The 16,263-nt window shown below is 58.0% G+C and carries 15 protein-coding genes; 9 read left to right on the forward strand and 6 right to left on the reverse strand.

Annotation, left to right across the window (positions count from 1 at the left end; all coding sequences use genetic code 11):
* Nucleotides 1-230: 230 nt before the first annotated feature.
* From ACGK9W_RS10225 to lnt, 4 genes are read left to right on the forward strand one after another with little or no spacing between them, the layout of a single operon-like run.
* Nucleotides 231-1,214, forward strand: a complete 984-nt coding sequence (locus ACGK9W_RS10225) for a PhoH family protein (RefSeq protein ID WP_008170111.1) — start codon at nt 231-233, stop codon at nt 1,212-1,214.
* A complete protein-coding gene (ybeY, locus tag ACGK9W_RS10230) occupies nt 1,211-1,684 on the forward strand; it encodes an rRNA maturation RNase YbeY (RefSeq protein ID WP_405420835.1) in 474 nt (157 codons plus the stop codon). The genes ACGK9W_RS10225 and ybeY overlap by 4 nt, the downstream gene beginning before the upstream one ends.
* On the forward strand, nt 1,681-2,526 hold the full coding sequence (locus tag ACGK9W_RS10235; protein ID WP_008170107.1) for an HlyC/CorC family transporter: 846 nt from the start codon (nt 1,681-1,683) through the stop codon (nt 2,524-2,526). Before ybeY ends, ACGK9W_RS10235 begins: the two co-directional genes overlap by 4 nt.
* A complete protein-coding gene (gene lnt, locus ACGK9W_RS10240) occupies nt 2,516-4,078 on the forward strand; it encodes an apolipoprotein N-acyltransferase (RefSeq protein ID WP_405420839.1) in 1,563 nt (520 codons plus the stop codon). The genes ACGK9W_RS10235 and lnt overlap by 11 nt, the downstream gene beginning before the upstream one ends.
* On the opposite strand, the gene ACGK9W_RS10245 is transcribed toward lnt, so the two are convergent.
* Nucleotides 4,047-4,595 (reverse strand): zinc ribbon-containing protein, encoded by a 549-nt coding sequence (locus ACGK9W_RS10245; RefSeq protein WP_041645366.1) that lies wholly within the window; start codon nt 4,593-4,595, stop codon nt 4,047-4,049. The two genes, lnt and ACGK9W_RS10245, sit on opposite strands and share 32 nt — an antisense overlap.
* Before the next feature lie 449 nt (nt 4,596-5,044).
* Between ACGK9W_RS10245 and leuS the strand changes: the two genes are divergently transcribed.
* The 5 genes from leuS to ACGK9W_RS10270 all read left to right on the forward strand — a co-directional run bounded on the left by leuS (nt 5,045) and on the right by ACGK9W_RS10270 (nt 10,421).
* A complete protein-coding gene (leuS, locus tag ACGK9W_RS10250; RefSeq protein ID WP_405421040.1) occupies nt 5,045-7,630 on the forward strand; it encodes a leucine--tRNA ligase in 2,586 nt (861 codons plus the stop codon).
* Nucleotides 7,631-7,670: 40 nt separating this feature from the next.
* On the forward strand, nt 7,671-8,219 hold the full coding sequence (gene lptE / locus ACGK9W_RS10255) for an LPS assembly lipoprotein LptE (RefSeq protein WP_405420843.1): 549 nt from the start codon (nt 7,671-7,673) through the stop codon (nt 8,217-8,219).
* Nucleotides 8,216-9,223 (forward strand): DNA polymerase III subunit delta, encoded by a 1,008-nt coding sequence (gene holA, locus ACGK9W_RS10260; protein WP_008170102.1) that lies wholly within the window; start codon nt 8,216-8,218, stop codon nt 9,221-9,223. The genes lptE and holA overlap by 4 nt, the downstream gene beginning before the upstream one ends.
* A gap of 111 nt (nt 9,224-9,334) precedes the next feature.
* On the forward strand, nt 9,335-9,598 hold the full coding sequence (locus tag ACGK9W_RS10265; RefSeq protein WP_008170101.1) for a hypothetical protein: 264 nt from the start codon (nt 9,335-9,337) through the stop codon (nt 9,596-9,598).
* 187 nt (nt 9,599-9,785) lie between these two features.
* A complete protein-coding gene (locus tag ACGK9W_RS10270; protein WP_008170100.1) occupies nt 9,786-10,421 on the forward strand; it encodes an endonuclease in 636 nt (211 codons plus the stop codon).
* Between the two features lie 89 nt (nt 10,422-10,510).
* Here the strand turns inward: ACGK9W_RS10270 and ACGK9W_RS10275 are convergent, their stop codons facing one another.
* From ACGK9W_RS10275 to bioD, 5 genes are all read right to left on the reverse strand, one after another.
* Nucleotides 10,511-12,301: an acyl-CoA dehydrogenase C-terminal domain-containing protein gene (locus tag ACGK9W_RS10275; RefSeq protein ID WP_008170099.1), complete on the reverse strand. Its 1,791-nt coding sequence runs from the start codon at nt 12,299-12,301 to the stop codon at nt 10,511-10,513.
* Nucleotides 12,302-12,512: 211 nt separating this feature from the next.
* Nucleotides 12,513-14,312: an acyl-CoA dehydrogenase C-terminal domain-containing protein gene (locus ACGK9W_RS10280; RefSeq protein ID WP_273070409.1), complete on the reverse strand. Its 1,800-nt coding sequence runs from the start codon at nt 14,310-14,312 to the stop codon at nt 12,513-12,515.
* Between the two features lie 269 nt (nt 14,313-14,581).
* On the reverse strand, nt 14,582-15,250 hold the full coding sequence (locus ACGK9W_RS10285; RefSeq protein ID WP_273044763.1) for a putative metalloprotease CJM1_0395 family protein: 669 nt from the start codon (nt 15,248-15,250) through the stop codon (nt 14,582-14,584).
* A gap of 22 nt (nt 15,251-15,272) precedes the next feature.
* A complete protein-coding gene (locus ACGK9W_RS10290; protein ID WP_008170094.1) occupies nt 15,273-15,518 on the reverse strand; it encodes a flagellar basal body rod C-terminal domain-containing protein in 246 nt (81 codons plus the stop codon).
* A gap of 51 nt (nt 15,519-15,569) precedes the next feature.
* On the reverse strand, nt 15,570-16,262 hold the full coding sequence (bioD, locus tag ACGK9W_RS10295; RefSeq protein ID WP_008170092.1) for a dethiobiotin synthase: 693 nt from the start codon (nt 16,260-16,262) through the stop codon (nt 15,570-15,572).
* Nucleotide 16,263: the final 1 nt, after the last annotated feature.

Raw genomic sequence — 16,263 nt, forward strand, 5'->3', positions numbered from 1 at the left:
CGGATTACGCCTCCAGCTACTCCGATCTACTTGTTTTTTAGCATTCGGGCCTGCACATAGAATGATCAGGGCGAGGGCCGGAAGGTGTTTCCAAAAACGTGGAGCGCCAGGGATGGCGCGACCGAGCCCTACAGGGACGTATTTACGGGCGCTTTTTGGAAACACCTTCCGGCCCTTGCCCGTTTCACCAACATCAGATACTCGTTCTCCCAAACCAAAACGGAGCACTTTTGAACGCCAACGATCACAGACAATTTGACCTGCACCCGGTGGACCAGCGCCGGCTGGCGACGCTTTGTGGCCAGTTTGATGAAAACCTGAAAATGATTGAAAAACGCCTGCACGTGAAAGTCGGCAGGCGCGGCCATCATTTCCGAGTTGAGGGTGAGACCGAGCATGTGGCGGCGGCCGTTGAGGTTATCCGGCATCTTTATCGGGAAACCGAGGCTACCGATGACCTTCCTCCGGATACCGTGCATCTGTTTATCCGGGAAACCGGTTTTGAACGCCTGCCCGAAGACGTGCCCTACGATGGCGCTGTGACGGTCATCAAGACCCCCAAGCTTCAGGCCAAGCCGAGGGGCGCGAATCAGCAGAAGTATGTGCACAATATCCGCACCCACGATATCAACTTCGGGATTGGGCCGGCGGGTACCGGCAAGACCTGGTTGGCGGTGGCCTGTGCCGTTGAAGCACTGAAAGACGAGCAGGTGAAGCGGATTTTGCTGGTTCGGCCCGCGGTCGAGGCCGGCGAGAAGCTTGGTTTTCTTCCCGGCGACCTCGCGCAAAAGGTCGACCCATACCTGCGTCCGCTGTATGACGCTCTCTATGAAATGCTTGGGTTTGACCAGGTTACCCGGCTGATTGAGAAAAGCGTGATTGAGATTGCGCCGCTGGCGTTCATGCGCGGCCGGACGCTGAACAACTCATTCATCATTCTGGACGAAAGCCAGAACACCACCCGGGAGCAGATGAAGATGTTTCTGACCCGGATCGGCTTTGGCTCCACGGCTGTGATTACCGGCGACACCACTCAGGTAGACCTGCCACGGGGTCAGAATTCGGGGCTTATTCACGCTGCCGGGGTTCTGAGCAAGGTATCAGGTATTGGGTTCACACGGTTCGAAGCAAAGGACGTTGTTCGGCACCCGCTGGTACAGCGGATTGTTGAAGCCTACGATTCCTTTGACGACGGGAGTGCGACGGGCCAGTGAATAAGCTGACTGTGGATTTTCAGCAGGTTTTTGAGGCGCCAGGAATACCTTCGGAGACGCAGGTTCAAAAATGGGCGCAACTTGCCTGGCAGGGCGAGGATCCGTCCGAGGTGACGGTCCGTATTGTCGGAACCGAAGAAAGCCAGGCCCTGAATCATCAGTACCGTGGGCGGGACTACGCGACCAACGTGTTGTCCTTCCCATTTGAGGCGCCAGCCGGTATAACGGTGCCATTGGCCGGAGATCTGGTGATTTGTGCACCGGTTGTCGAGAAAGAGGCCATGGAACAGGAAAAAAACCTGGTCGCCCACTGGGCGCACATGGTGGTGCACGGCATGTTGCATCTCCAGGGTTTTGATCATATTGAAGACGATGATGCCGAGGTCATGGAAGCCCTCGAAATCCGGCTGCTGGCGCAGCTTGGATTTGGCAATCCCTACGAAGCAGAGGAAACGGAACAAGACTCATGAGCGACGATCAGTCGAGTCGCAGTCAGGGCGGAAAGTCCTGGCTGGAACGTATATCACAGGCCTTCTCCAGCGGGCCTGAGTCCGTCGAGGACGTGCTGGAAATCCTGCGGGACGCCGAGTCCCAGAACATCATCGATGTTGATGCCATGAGCATCATCGAAGGTGCCATGCAGGTGATCGACATGCGGGTGGATGAGATCATGATCCCCCGTTCGCAAATGGTCACCGTCAAGGCCTCCCAGGAGCCCAAAGAGTTTCTGGGTGAAATCATGGATTCCGCACACAGCCGGTTCCCGGTCATCGGGGACAGCCAGGACGATGTGATTGGCGTTCTTCTGGCCAAAGATCTGCTTCCCCTGGCCCTGAACAATGATCTGAACTGGAACCGTATCCGGGAAATCCTGCGCCCGCCCACCTTCGTGCCCGAGAGCAAGCGTCTGAACCAGTTGCTCAAGGAATTCAAGGAAAACCGTAACCACATGGCGATTGTGGTCGACGAATACGGTGGTACGGCCGGCCTGATCACCATTGAAGACGTGCTGGAACAGATTGTGGGCGAAATCGAAGATGAGCATGATTTTGATGAAGAGACCCACATCAAGGCCCGGGGCGATGGCAGCTATGCCGTAAAAGCGGTAACACCCATTGATGATTTTAATGAATTCTTCGAGACCGAACTGGACGAAGAGGAATTCGACACCATCGGTGGCGTGGTTCTCAAGGAATTCGGACACCTGCCCAGACGGGGCGAATCGGTTGAATTCGGCGGTTTGCGCTTTACCATTGCCAACGCCGATAACCGTGTAATCCGTCTGCTGCAGGTAACCCGAAGTGAACAGTGACGCGAAAAATACCAGAGCGCTGAAGACCCCGCTTTCCTCAAACGCATTACTTGGCGCGGCAACCCTTCTGGTTGCCGGCGCCATGCAAACCCTGACCTTTTCACCGTTCAACCTCTGGTGGCTGGGACCGGTTTCAGTCCTTCTTATTCTCCTCGTGACGGTTCCGCTGGCTCCAGAGAAGCTCTTCCGGGCCGGTTGGCTTACTGGCCTGGGGCTGTTCGGCAGCGGCGCCAGCTGGGTCTACGTCAGTATCAGCGAACACGGTAATACCGCCATTCCGATTGCCGTTTTGTTGACGGTTCTCTTTGTTGCAGGGCTGGCGCTGTTCCACGGTCTGGCGTTCTGGTTCTGGGGCAAGCTTGCCAAGGAGAGTGCCGCCCGGCGTCTGATCCTGTTTCCCGCTATCTGGATACTTGGCGACTGGCTTCGGGGCTGGCTGCTTACCGGTTTTCCCTGGCTGTATCTGGGCACAGCACACACGGACGGCCCGCTCGCCGGGCTGGCACCTCTGACCGGCGTGCATGGCATCACGTTCTGGATTGCTGCCACCGGTGCCGCGCTTTACGGCGGCTGGTGGCTGCTGAAGCGCCTCAAACCGGTGGCTGCGGGCGTCACGCTGGTTGTTGCCCTGATTCCCTGGCTGGTTGCCCCGGCCATGAACCGTGTCGACTGGACGGATCTGAGCGAAGACCCTATATCCTTTGCCGCCATGCAGGGCAATATTCCCCAGCAGATCAAGTGGGACCCGGAGTTCCTGAAGGACCAGATCGTCACCTATCTGGGGATGACCGAAGACCATTGGGACACGGATCTGATCCTCTGGCCGGAAACCGCCATTCCCACTCCCCAGGATCAGGCTGGCAAGATCATCGATCACATCAGTGCAGAGCTGGGCGACAACAGCACCCTGATTACCGGCATACCCTGGTACGGATTCAGTGACCGAATTGAAGATTTCACGTTTCACAACAGCATCATGGCCATCGGCAACGGCGAGGGCATCTACCACAAGCAGAAGCTGGTGCCTTTCGGGGAGTACGTGCCACTGCAGAGCGTGTTGCGGGGGCTGATTGGTTTCTTCGATTTGCCCATGAGCGATTTCAGCCGGGGACCGGAGTGGCAGGATCCGCTCAAGGCCAATGGCGTCAATGTGATGCCCTTCATCTGCTATGAAGTCGCCTATCCGGATTTTGTTGCCTTTAATGCCCGGGGCGCGGGCCTGCTGCTCACGATCAGCAACGATGGCTGGTTCGGCGATTCCATTGGGCCGTTACAGCATCTGCAGATTGCCAGAATGCGGGCACTGGAAACCGGTCGCTACATGCTCCGGGGCACCAACAACGGCGTGACTGCGATCATCAATAACCGGGGCGAACTGACCGAAACCATCCCCCAGTTCGAGCGCGCCACCCTGACCGGCGAGGTGTTCACCGCCACGGGCAGCACGCCTTACATGCAGACTGGCTCCTGGCCGGTCCTGACCCTCGCAGTTATTCTCATCGTGTTTGTCCGGGAGCGGATTATTCCTCCTGTTTCGGCCAGCGGCTCGTAACCCGCTCGTAGTAGTGGGAGCCGCAGGCTTCACAGGGTTCCAGATGGCTGGTGGCTGTCAGGCAGCGCATGTGCCCGCAGTTCAGGCACTGGAACATGCCAGCAGTGGCCACCTCGCCTGAAATGTACTGGCCCACTTCCTTGTTTTCCAGTTTCTGTCTGAGTTCCAGGAAGTCGACGACGGTTTTATCAGCAACCGAGAACAAACTGTCCGCCAACTGGTGTTCCAGCAGCGCGATATCAAGCTGCAACCATTCGCTCAGGCCTTCACCAGTCTCCTCGACAAAATGCAGCAGGTGTTCAAGATCCCGCTGCAGATAAGCCCCCAGGAGGTTTGCCTCATCCCGGGTCATTTCCTCGAGTTCGTACTCGAACTCCACCGCTTTCTGGACCTCTTCTTCGAGGTTCTGGAGCGATGTTTCTTCCAGGTCATGGAGACGCGTTTTTACCCGCTCCAGCATACGGTCGTAAACTTCCAGTGCCTTGCCTGAGAGATGACTTCTTTCTGGTTGTGTCATGTTGACTCCTTGATACCGCAAATCTGGGTGCAAGAGCCGGACTGCGCCCTCTCTTTCCGGGACACGCTGTGAATACATCCCTGTACGCTTGACTGCAGCATCCATGCTGCAGACAGTCCCGGAAAGAGAGGTCGAAGCCCGTCTCCCAAACCTTGGGAAAACACCTGCCGACTCCACTGCTTATGCCTGGGGCGCTGGCGGCGATGACTCCCCGGGACTGTGAGCAGCATGGATGCTGCGATCAAGCCTACACGGACGTATTCACGGCGTGTCCCGGGGAGTCATCGCCGCCAGCGCTACCCCCATATCAGCAAGTCTGGCACAAGAACAGAAAATTGGCAGACTACCTGTAAAGGCTAGTGTGCGTTAGAATGTCCGGCTCGCTCCAGACGTGATTTTTGATACAGGCTTTTATTTTTCCACACAAGGTAATTTCGGTAATGGCAGGAATGGACGAGCAATACAATCCCCGTGACGTAGAACAGAATGCCCGTGATTTCTGGGAAGAGAACAAGACCTTTATGGTCAAGGAAGAGCCGGGCAAGCCCAAGTACTACTGCCTGTCCATGTTCCCCTACCCCAGTGGCAAGCTGCACATGGGGCATGTCCGTAACTACACCATCGGCGATGTGATTTCCCGCTATCAGCGCATGCAGGGCAAGAACGTGATGCAGCCCATGGGCTGGGACGCATTTGGTCTGCCCGCCGAGAACGCCGCCATTGCCAACAAGACCGCGCCGGCCAAGTGGACCTACGCCAACATCGAATATATGAAGAACCAGCTCAAGCAGTTGGGCTTTGGTTACGACTGGAACCGGGAGCTGGCTACCTGCAAGCCGGATTATTACCGTTGGGAGCAGTGGTTCTTCGCACGCCTTTACGAAAAGGGGCTGGTGTACAAGAAGATGTCCACGGTGAACTGGGACCCGGTAGATCAGACGGTTCTGGCCAACGAGCAGGTTGTGGATGGCCGGGGCTGGCGTTCCGGGGCCCTGGTGGAACAGAAGAAGATTCCCCAGTGGTTTATCCGCATTACCGATTACGCCGAAGAGCTGCTGAACGATCTGGACCAGCTGGAAGACTGGCCTGAGCAGGTCAAGACCATGCAGCGCAACTGGATCGGCAAGTCTGAAGGTACCGAGCTGACCTTCCCGCTGAAAGACCGGGACAGTGGCCTGACCGTTTACACCACGCGCCCCGACACCCTGATGGGGGTGAGCTACATGGCCGTGGCCGCAGAGCATCCGCTGGCGAAAGAGGCGGCGGAGCGCCATCGGGACGTGGCTGAGTTTGTCGAGGAGTGCCGAAACAGCAAGACCGCGGAGGCCGAGCTGGCCACCATGGAAAAGCGCGGCATCGACACCGGTTTCAAGGCAATTCACCCGCTGACCCAGGAAGATATCCCAATTTGGGTCGCCAACTTCGTGCTGACTGACTACGGCACCGGTGCCCTGATGGCCGTTCCGGGCCACGACGAGCGGGACCATGAGTTTGCCCGCAAATACAAGCTGCCCATCAAGCAGGTTATTGCTGCCCGCGATGGCCGCGAGATTGATGTGCAGGAAGAAGCGTTTACCGAAAAAGGCACGCTGGTGTCTTCTGGCAAATACAGCGGCCTGACCAGCGAGGAAGCCTTCGACGAGATTGCCAGCTACCTGGAAGAACAGAATATCGGCAAGCGCACCGTCAACTACCGCCTGCGCGACTGGGGCGTATCCCGCCAGCGTTACTGGGGTGCACCGATCCCGATGATGACCCTGGAAGATGGCACAGAGATGCCGGTGCCCGATGACAAGCTGCCGGTACGTCTGCCGGAAGATGTGGAAATGGACGGTGTCCAGTCTCCCATCAAGGCCGACCCTGAGTGGTGCAAGACGGAGTTCAACGGCCAGCCGGCGACGCTGGAAACCGACACCTTTGATACGTTCATGGAGTCCTCCTGGTACTACGCACGGTTCTGCAGCCCCAATTACGACCAGGGCATGCTGGACCCGTCCGCGGCCAACTATTGGTTGCCAGTGGATCAGTACATCGGTGGCATTGAACACGCGATCCTGCACCTGCTCTACGCCCGCTTCTTCCACAAGCTCTTGCGGGATGTCGGGCTGGTAACCAGTTCAGAGCCATTCAACCGGCTGCTTTGCCAGGGCATGGTTCTGGCGGAGACCTATTACCGCGACGATGGCAAAGGCGGCAAGGTATGGATTTCGCCCGCCGACGTGACCGTCGAGCGTGACGAAAAGGGTCAGCCCGTTCGAGCAGTACACAGGGAAGATGGTGAGCCGGTGGTTTCCGGCGGTGTCACCAAGATGTCCAAGTCCAAGAACAACGGTATCGATCCCCAGGCTATTATTGATGAGCACGGCGCCGATACGGTTCGCCTGTTCATGATGTTTGCGGCCCCGCCAGAACAGTCCCTGGAGTGGTCGGACAGCGGTGTTGAAGGCGCACACAGGTTCCTCAAGCGGGTCTGGCGTCTGGTGAACGAACACGCCGCCGCTGGTCCGGCACCCGCTCTGGACGCGGCAAGCCTGAACGATGACCAGAAAAACCTGCGACGCAAGACTCACGAAACCATTGCCAAAGTCAGTGACGACATCAGCCGTCGGCTGACCTTCAACACGGCCATTGCCTCGGTGATGGAGCTGCTTAACGAGGTCGGCAAACTGCAAGGTGACGAACCCCAGACCCGGGCGGTACGCCAGGAAGCGCTGGACACCGCAGTGCTTGTGCTGTCGCCGATCGTCCCGCACATCTGCCACACCCTCTGGCAGGCGCTCGGCCACCAGGAGCCCGTGGTTGATGCACCCTGGCCAAAAGCCGATGAAGCCGCCATGGTTCGCAGCCAGATCCAGGTGGTACTGCAGGTGAATGGCAAGGTGCGGGCCAAAGAAGACGTGCCTGCAGACATCAGTAAGGCGGACCTCGAAAAGCTGGCCCTGGAAAACGAGAATGTCATGCGCTTTACTGAGGGAGCGACGGTGCGCAAGGTTATCGTGGTCCCCGGCAAACTGGTGAACGTGGTGGCTAACTGATATGTCCCGGCACTCCGCTCTGAAATCGTCAGCACGCCTGATGCTGACCGCTGTAATAGCGGCGCTGCTTGGTGGTTGCGGGTTCCAGTTGCGGGGTGCCCCACCGGTTTCTTCGGCCCTCGAGCCTCTTGCCGTGGATTGCTCCTCACAGGTGCCCGACACGCTGTGCCGTTCCTTGCGTGAACAGCTGAACCTGGGCAAGGTCCGTGTGGCGCCAGTGGCGGAGGCCGACTACATTCTGCGTCTGAAGAACTTCGAGCGTGACCGTCGCGCAAGTGCCATCACCGCCCAGGCCGCAGCCGCGGAATACACGCTGCGTCACTCTGTTGATCTAGAAGTAATCAGCGCGGATCGGATTCCCATGGTGGGCACGACACGCCTGACCACCAGCGAGAGTTACCGCTACGACGAAACCAACGTGCTGGCAAGACAGCGGGAAGAAGAGACCCTCCGCCAGCAAATGGACGATCGTCTTGCGCAGCAGGTGATATTCCGGCTGGCACCATTGACCCCGCAACGCATCAACGCCATCCGGGCGGATTACCAGCGTGAACAGGAAGCCGACGCCCCAGCCACAGGCCAGCCATGAAGACCAATCCAGGCCAGTTATCCCAGCTGCTAAAAAAGGGCCTCTCGCCCGTCTATCTTATATCCGGGGACGAACCCCTGCTGGTTCAGGAATGTTGTGACCAGGTTCGTAAGGCCGCAAAAGACGCCGGTTTTCATGACCGCCTGACCTTTCACGCTGACCACCAACTGGACTGGAACGCCGTTGGCGAGGAATTTAGTGCCATGTCCCTGTTCGCGGAAAAACGGCGCATCGAGATTCACTTGCCAACCGGCAAGCTGGGCGACGGCCGCGCGGTACTGGAACGAGTCCTGGCCGACCCTCCCGACGATATCATCCTCGTGCTCATCAGTGCCCGTCTGGACGCGGCGGAAACCCGCCGCAAATGGTACAAGGAGCTTCAGGGAAAGGGCGTGCACGTACCGGTGTGGCCCGTCGACGCCGACAAGTTCCAGGGTTGGCTGCAGCAGAGGGCCAGCAACCGCGGCCTCAGCCTGACCCGGGGTGCCCTGGCCATCATGAGCGAACGCCTCGAGGGCAATCTGCTCGCCGCGAGCCAGGAGCTCGACAGACTGTCACTGCTCGCAAACGGCAATACCATTGATGAGGAAACCGTTGAACAGGCGGTCCAGGACAGTTCCCGATTCAATGGCTTTGAACTCGTGACCGAGCTGATCAGTGGCCGCGCGCCCCACGCCGGCAAGATGATCACTGTGCTTCAGCAAGAGGGAGAAAACCCGCTCGGTTTGCTATCCGTTCTCAGCCGGGATCTGAACCTGCTGCTTGAGTTGAAATCTGCGGCCGGCCAGTCGGAAAATCCCGCCGCATTCCTGAAAAAACGGGGCGTATTCCAGCCGCAACGTGCCCGCGCAATGGAACAGGCCGCTCGCCGGCTGAACCGGAACCAACTGAATGAGGCCATCACCCTGTGCAGCCAGATCGACCGCGCGGCGAAAGGCTTCGATTCCCTCTCCCCCTGGCACTATTTGCGGGATATGTCTGCCCTGCTCGCCGGCCGTTCCTGATCTGAATCAAACTCAGCCTTCGTTGTGCCCTGTTGGCCCTGCCGGCCCCTTGACAGTTTTTTACGATCGGGCGCATTGTAAGCACACCAACAATCCAAGGAGGTGCTTGATATGAGTCTTCAAGAAGAACTCAAGAAGCTGTCGGAAAAAGTGAAACAATACCGGGATGAGGCGCGCGTCCAGATGCATCTGGCCCGTGAAGACGTTAAGGACGAATGGGAGGATCTCGAACAGGATTGGGATCGTTTCAGAAGCAAGATCGATGAAGTTCTGCACGATGCCGAGAACGCGTCCCAGGAAGCTCGTCAGACCGCATCAAAACTTGGCGAAGACCTGAAAACCGGTTACCAGAACATCCGCAACAAACTGAAGTAATACTGTTAACCCGTTAACATTACGCCACAAATTTCTAGCCTGGAGGCTCCGTGGTTTGGAGCCTCTGTGCCATACTTCACAGTATCCGTGAACAAAGCGTCATAGTTTTGACCCGCTTGATCAGATCCTGACCAGTGAGGCCCGAATTGACAGGGTGCTTGAACACACTGCGAGGTATAAAAGGCGTATGAAACGATTCTTACTGATACCCACAGCACTTGGCCTATTGCTCACCACTACCCTCGTGATTGGCCAGAATACCCGGTTCAGTGATCCAAAAACCGTTGTTACCGATCACTTCTGGGGTGACCTTTACGCCAGTGGCGGCAATTCCTTCTTCTGCAACACCGCCTTTACAAGCAAAGGATTCGTTCTGACGGACGGTTATGTCTATCCATTGGCCGATGTCCGCAGCGCACTCGACTGTGGCACCTCGCGTCAATGTGAACAGGATAACCGCTACCGTCAGATCGCGTCTGACATGCACAACATGGTACCGGTGCGCAGCCGGACCGAGATGGGCCGGCGAAACGCTCGTTACGAGGACCTGGGCTCGTCAGTAAGCGAAGACGAATGCGGCATTCGCCAGAGCGCCCAGTTCTTTGAGCCCCCGGGGCGGGTAAAGGGAGATGTGGCGCGCACGGTGGCCTACATGGTGGACACCTATGATTTGCCCTGGCTTGGCTCCTCGGCGGTGTTCAAGGGCTGGAACAGGCTGGACCCGCCGGATGATAGCGAGCTGACCCGTCACGGGCGCATTGTCGAAATCCAGGGTAGTGCCAATCCCTTTATTACCAACCCGGAGAGAATGGAGCGACTCTGAGAGTCCGGGAAGCTTGCCCTGCTGACCAATTAACCATAAAAAAACAGGCCCGAGGGCCTGTTTTTTTGTGCCTGAGTCTTGCTGGCTAATCAGAACTCTTCAGCCGTCAGCGCCATCATGGAGTCGCTGCCGCTGCGAATACCTTCAGCCAGTGAAACGGTCTTGGGCAGCAGGCGGTCAAAGTAGAAGCGCGCGGTCTTCAGTTTACCGCTGTAGAATCCGGAGGTATCTGAATCCGCCTGGGGCGCAGCCGCTTTGACGATCTTCGCCCACATATAACCCAGAGCGGTCAGGCCAAACAGATCCAGATAGTCCACAGACGCTGCCCCAATGGCATTCGGGTTATCGCCAGCCTGTTTGATCACGTGCTCGGTAACGTCATCAAGACGCTCAACCGCAGCAGCAAGCGGCTCAAGGAACGGGCGCAGATGATCGTTACCACTGTTCTCCTCCAGGAAGTTTGCGACGTCCTGGGCAAACAGCTCGTAAAGCTTGCCCTGGGTGCCGACCACTTTCCGGCCCATCAGATCCAGTGCCTGGATACCATTGGTTCCTTCGTAGATCTGGGTTATGCGGCAGTCACGAACCAGTTGCTCCTGCCCCCACTCGCGGATGAAACCATGACCACCAAAGACCTGCTGACCCATGATGCAGGTATCGAGGCCGCGATCCGTGAGAAATGCCTTGGCCACCGGTGTCAGCAACGCCACCATACCTTCAGCGTGTTTGCGACGCTCATCATCCTCGGCAAACTTGGCGATATCCAGCCACTGGGCCACGTAGGTTGAGAAAGTACGACCGCCCTCCACATAGCCTTTCATCGTGAGCAGCATGCGCCGGACATCCGGGTGCACGAGGATTGGGTCTGCCGCCTTCTCAGGCTGTTGGGCACCGGTCGGTGCACGGCTCTGGATACGATCAAGGGCGTATTCCCGAGCGCTTTGCAGAGAGGCTTCGGCAGCGCCAATGCCCTGGATACCAACGCCCAGGCGCTCGTAGTTCATCATGGTGAACATCGCCGCCAGACCCTTGTTTTCTTCGCCGACCAGCCAGCCTTTGGCGCCATCGAAGTTCATTACGCAGGTCGCAGAACCCTTGATGCCCATTTTCTTCTCGAGGGAACCACAACTGAAGCTGTTGCGCTCACCCAGGGAACCATCGTCATTCACCAGGAACTTGGGTACCAGGAACATGGAAATGCCCTTTGGACCTTTCGGCGCATCCGGCAGTTTGGCCAGCACCAGGTGGATGATGTTCTCCGCCATGTCGTGCTCGCCCCAGGTGATAAAGATCTTGGTACCTGTAACGTTGAAGGAGCCGTCATCGTTCGGTTCCGCCTTGGTGCGGATGATCCCGAGGTCTGTGCCGGCGTGGGGCTCGGTCAGATCCATGGCGCCGGACCAGACACCGGAATACATGTTAGGCAGGTACTTTTCTTTCAGCTCATCACTTCCGTGGGCGTCCAGCGCGAGGCAGGCGCCGGCCGTAAGCATGGGGGCCAGCCCGAATGCCATGTTGGCGCCCTGCATCATTTCCTCGAACTGCGCGACGAGGGTCTTGGGCATGCCCATGCCGCCAAAGTCCGGGTTGCCGCCAAGACCGTTCCAGCCGCCTTCAACGATGGTCTGGTACGCTTCCTTGAAGCCCTCCGGAGACGTTACCTCACCATCGTTCCATTTGCAGCCCTGCTCATCACCTTCGCGATTCAGGGGCGCAAGTACACCACTGCTGATCTTGCCGGCTTCTTCAAGAATGGCGTCCGCCGTTTCCGGGTCCACATGCTCGGCAACCTTGGGCAGTGAGGCCCACAGTGCGGGGGCATCGAAAACCTCATTCAGAACAAAGCGCATGTCACGTAGGGGTGCCTGATAATCAGCCATCTAAAACTCTCCAAAAATTCTGTCAGTCTGTTCAGGTGGCAAAAGGGCCTCAGTCTGGGCCAGTCACACCTGCTCGGGCTATGTGTCCGCTGAAGATTATTTTTATGGGCGCCTATTCTACCCTAAAAGCGGACCGCAACTCATGAAAAAAGCCCGCCTCCGGGGAGCGCGGGCTTTCTGTCCTCTGGAACCGTCCTTCGGTGCCCGCGCCTTAGATGGCGAATGCTTCCTCCGGCATGTCCATCAGGCTGTCAGCGCCAGCCAGCATGCTTTCTGCGTGGCCCTTGGCCCTGGGCAGCATACGCTTGAAGTAGAAGCGCGCAGTCTGGATCTTGGCGTTGTAGAACATCTCTTCAGTGGTACCCTCAACCATCTTGTCCAGGGCAACCTTGGCCATACGGGCCCACAGGTAGGCAAACACTGCGTAACCGGAGTACATCAGGTAGTCCACAGAGGCCGCGCCCACTTCCTCACGATTCTTCATGGCAGACATACCAATTTTGGTGGTCAGCTCGCCCCATTCCTTGTTCATCGCCGCCAGCGGCTCGATGAATTCCTTCAGCTGCTCGTCTTCCGCGTTTTCCTTGCAGAACAGATGCACCTGCTTGGTGAAGCCTTTCAGGGATTCGCCCTGGGTCATCAGAACCTTGCGGCCCAACAGATCCAGCGCCTGAATACCGGTGGTGCCTTCATAGATCATGCCGATACGGGCGTCACGAACGTTCTGCTCCATGCCCCACTCGGAGATAAAGCCGTGACCACCAAAGACCTGCATACCAAGGTTCGCTGCCTCGTAACCGATTTCGGTGAGGAACGCCTTGGCAATCGGTGTCAGGAAGCCCAGCGCCTCATCGGCCGCCTTGCGCTCTTCTTCGGTCTTGCCGCTGTGAACAACGTCTGCCTGCTGTGCCGTCAGGTAAATCAGGGCACGGGCGCCTTCTGCAACCGCCTTCTGTGTCAGCAGCATCCGACGAACGTCCGGGTGAACAATGATCGGATCGGCAATACCTTCCGGATTCTTCGGACCGCTCAGTGAACGCATTGCCAGACGCTCCTTGGCGTAGGCAAGTGAACCCTGGAAGCCCAGCTCGGCGGCACCCAGCCCCTGGATGGCGGTACCGATACGGGCCACGTTCATGAAGGTGAACATGCAGTTCAGGCCTTTGTTCTCCGGCCCGATCAGCCAGCCCTTGGCGCCGTCGAAGTTCATCACGCAAGTGGCGTTGCCGTGGATACCCATCTTGTGCTCAATGGAACCGCAGGAAACGGCGTTGCGCTCACCGGCCGAGCCATCTTCGTTCGGCAGGCACTTTGGCACGATGAACAGGGAGATACCCTTGGTGCCTTCCGGTGCACCCGGCAGACGTGCCAGGACGATATGGACGATGTTCTCGGCCATGTCGTGCTCACCGGCAGAAATAAAGATCTTGGTGCCGGTGATAGCGTAAGTGCCATCGGCATTCGGCTCCGCCTTGGTGCGAAGGGTGCCGAGATCAGAACCGCAGTGCGGCTCGGTCAGACACATGGTGCCGGTCCACTCGCCGCTGATCAGCTTGGTGAGGTAAGTCTGTTTCTGCTCTTCGGTACCATGCTCTTCAATGGTGTTGGTTGCACCGTGGCTCAGGCCCGGGTACATGCCAAAGGACCAGTTGGCGGTGCCCACCATTTCACTCATGACCAGACCGAGAGAGTGCGGCAGTCCCTGGCCACCGTAGTTGGGATCGGCGGTCATGGACGGCCAGCCGCCTTCCACATACTGCTGGTAAGCTTCTTTGAAGCCAGTCGGTGTCTTCACACCGTCTTCGCTCCAGATACAGCCTTCCTTGTCACCCACCTGGTTCAGCGGAGACAGAACCTGCTCACAGAACTTGGCACCTTCCCCGATAATGGCATCCACCATATCCGGAGTAGCGTCTTCGGCACCTTCCAGGTTGGCGTAGTGCTGCTCGCTGTTCAGCAGCTCGGTCATTACGAATTTGATGTCACGCAGGGGCGCTTTGTACTCAGGCATGGAATCCACCTCGGTTCTCGGGCTCAGCTGAATCAGGTTTGACAGCTTCTGGCCTTGGGTTTGCTCAGACACCGCAACGCGATGCGCTGCAGCCTTAATTAAACACTTGTTTGAAACATACGTTTACAGGCACAGAATTGTCAATAGCCGGATGCAAAATTTGTGTTGCGAACTGTCACCGGATCACGCGCCACAGCAGCGCATGGAGCCGGATCGCACCTTAAGTGCCGGATATCTATGAAAGGACCTGGATGTTGGAAATTAAACGGTCAGGCAGACACCGGTTGGAAAGAAGAAACGCGGTTTTCGTCACCACTCTGATCAGACTCTCCCATGGCGGAGACCTCACGATAAGCATCGCTCGCGGTTCTTGACGAAGCGCCCGTTTCGGCGGCCAGCTCCGACTGGGCCTGGAGCATGATCTGCATCGCCTGGGCAGCCACCGCTCGATCCTGGCCGGACGGCTCCGCCGGCGCCATGGCCGCCGCCCGGACAATTCGCATTTTCTCGATAGTGGCCTGGGGATCACCCTGCACCGGGGACAGATCAATGGAGACTTCACCTCCCACCGCATACTGGGCACCGTCCGGCCCCCGCTGGTAGGTGAACGACATGGCGCCGGCGTACTGGCCGCCAACCGCCTGGTGCGCGGCTTCGTGGGCACGAACTTCACGATCCCGCGCTTTCAGCTCGGTCAGTTGTTTCAGCTCTTGCTCTGTGAGTCCCTGAGGATTGTCGGATTCCCCGCTCCGGGGCCCGGAGTCGGGATTTTCCCGCGCAGATTCGGCTTTGCCTGCAGCCTCAGTAGATCTGGCTCCGGCGGTCGGCGCCTCCGGCTTTGCCGATACTGGGCCCGCGGCCTGGACTCGCGGAGAAACCTGGCCCTGAAACGAGGCCGCTGGGATAGGTGGGGGAACAGGGGGGAGAGATGAAAGCACGAGCCAGGCGCCCTTTCAGTAATCAGGCCATGATATCAAGCAGCGTTCCGAGTGTTTCGTCAGCGGTTTTCACCACTTGTGCGGACGCTTCGACACTTCGCTCGTAAATCTTGAGATCAACAATGGGCTCAACAAGACTGCCCGCACCTTCGGCGGTTCCCTGGGGGCCATCGGTGCCGGCACGGGCAATCTTGCGGGCGGCATTGTCCATGCCGACCATGCCATCCTGAATGCCCTGAATCCCAACTGCGAGAGTGTTACTGATCATAACTGCGCCGCCCGATGACCATTAATTGACTTAATTAAGCCACATATCTGGTCAATTTTCAAACAGCCCATCAATATTAAGATAACCAGCCAGCATTTCCGGCCGGGATTGCTCCAACCACGGAAGAATACCCAGACAGGGCGCCCCCATGTGGTTCACCAGGTAATTCAGGGTGTCCTGCTCGCAACTCATGGGCTCGGACTCTGTGCGGTTGGCAACCCATCCTGCGACTCTCAGTCCGTCACTCCTTATGGCTTCCGCTGTCAGCAGCGCATGGTTGATGCAACCCAGGCGAAGTGATACCACCAGAATAACCGGCATGGCCAACTGCCGGGGAAACTCCGAGTAGGTTTCCCGATCGTTGAGCGGGACCCGCCAGCCGCCAGCACCCTCCACCAACAACAGGTCCGCCGGACGAATCTGCAGCCCGCGACAGAATCCGACAAGGCGATCCGAGGTGATATGGCGCCCGGCCTGCTCCGCCGCCACGTGGGGGGCAATGGCCGGCTCCAGGGCCACCGGGTTGATCAGCTCGTAAGCCAGCGGCTCCGTAATAGCGTTCTGCAACATCAGCGCATCTTCGTTGCGAAGGCCTTCGGACGTCCGATCGCAACCCGATGCGATGGGTTTCATCGCCAGGGTATGCTTCCCCATGGCCCGGGCCGCATGAAGGATGGCAGCAGAGACCAGGGTTTTCCCCACTCCCGTATCGGTACCGGTTACAAAGAAAGAATGGTTGGCCATT

This window comes from Marinobacter flavimaris, assembly GCF_045057155.1.
Lineage (GTDB): Bacteria > Pseudomonadota > Gammaproteobacteria > Pseudomonadales > Oleiphilaceae > Marinobacter > Marinobacter manganoxydans.

Coding starts and splice junctions, on each gene's coding strand:
- ACGK9W_RS10235 (WP_008170107.1), top strand. CDS start 1,681: ATGAGCGACGATCAGTCGAGTCGCAGTCAGGGCGGAAAGTCCTGGCTG.
- ACGK9W_RS10245 (WP_041645366.1), bottom strand. CDS start 4,595: ATGACACAACCAGAAAGAAGTCATCTCTCAGGCAAGGCACTGGAAGTT.
- leuS (WP_405421040.1), top strand. CDS start 5,045: ATGGACGAGCAATACAATCCCCGTGACGTAGAACAGAATGCCCGTGAT.
- lptE (WP_405420843.1), top strand. CDS start 7,671: ATGCTGACCGCTGTAATAGCGGCGCTGCTTGGTGGTTGCGGGTTCCAG.
- holA (WP_008170102.1), top strand. CDS start 8,216: ATGAAGACCAATCCAGGCCAGTTATCCCAGCTGCTAAAAAAGGGCCTC.
- ACGK9W_RS10265 (WP_008170101.1), top strand. CDS start 9,335: ATGAGTCTTCAAGAAGAACTCAAGAAGCTGTCGGAAAAAGTGAAACAA.
- ACGK9W_RS10270 (WP_008170100.1), top strand. CDS start 9,786: ATGAAACGATTCTTACTGATACCCACAGCACTTGGCCTATTGCTCACC.
- ACGK9W_RS10275 (WP_008170099.1), bottom strand. CDS start 12,301: ATGGCTGATTATCAGGCACCCCTACGTGACATGCGCTTTGTTCTGAAT.
- ACGK9W_RS10280 (WP_273070409.1), bottom strand. CDS start 14,312: ATGCCTGAGTACAAAGCGCCCCTGCGTGACATCAAATTCGTAATGACC.
- ACGK9W_RS10290 (WP_008170094.1), bottom strand. CDS start 15,518: ATGATCAGTAACACTCTCGCAGTTGGGATTCAGGGCATTCAGGATGGC.
- bioD (WP_008170092.1), bottom strand. CDS start 16,262: ATGGCCAACCATTCTTTCTTTGTAACCGGTACCGATACGGGAGTGGGG.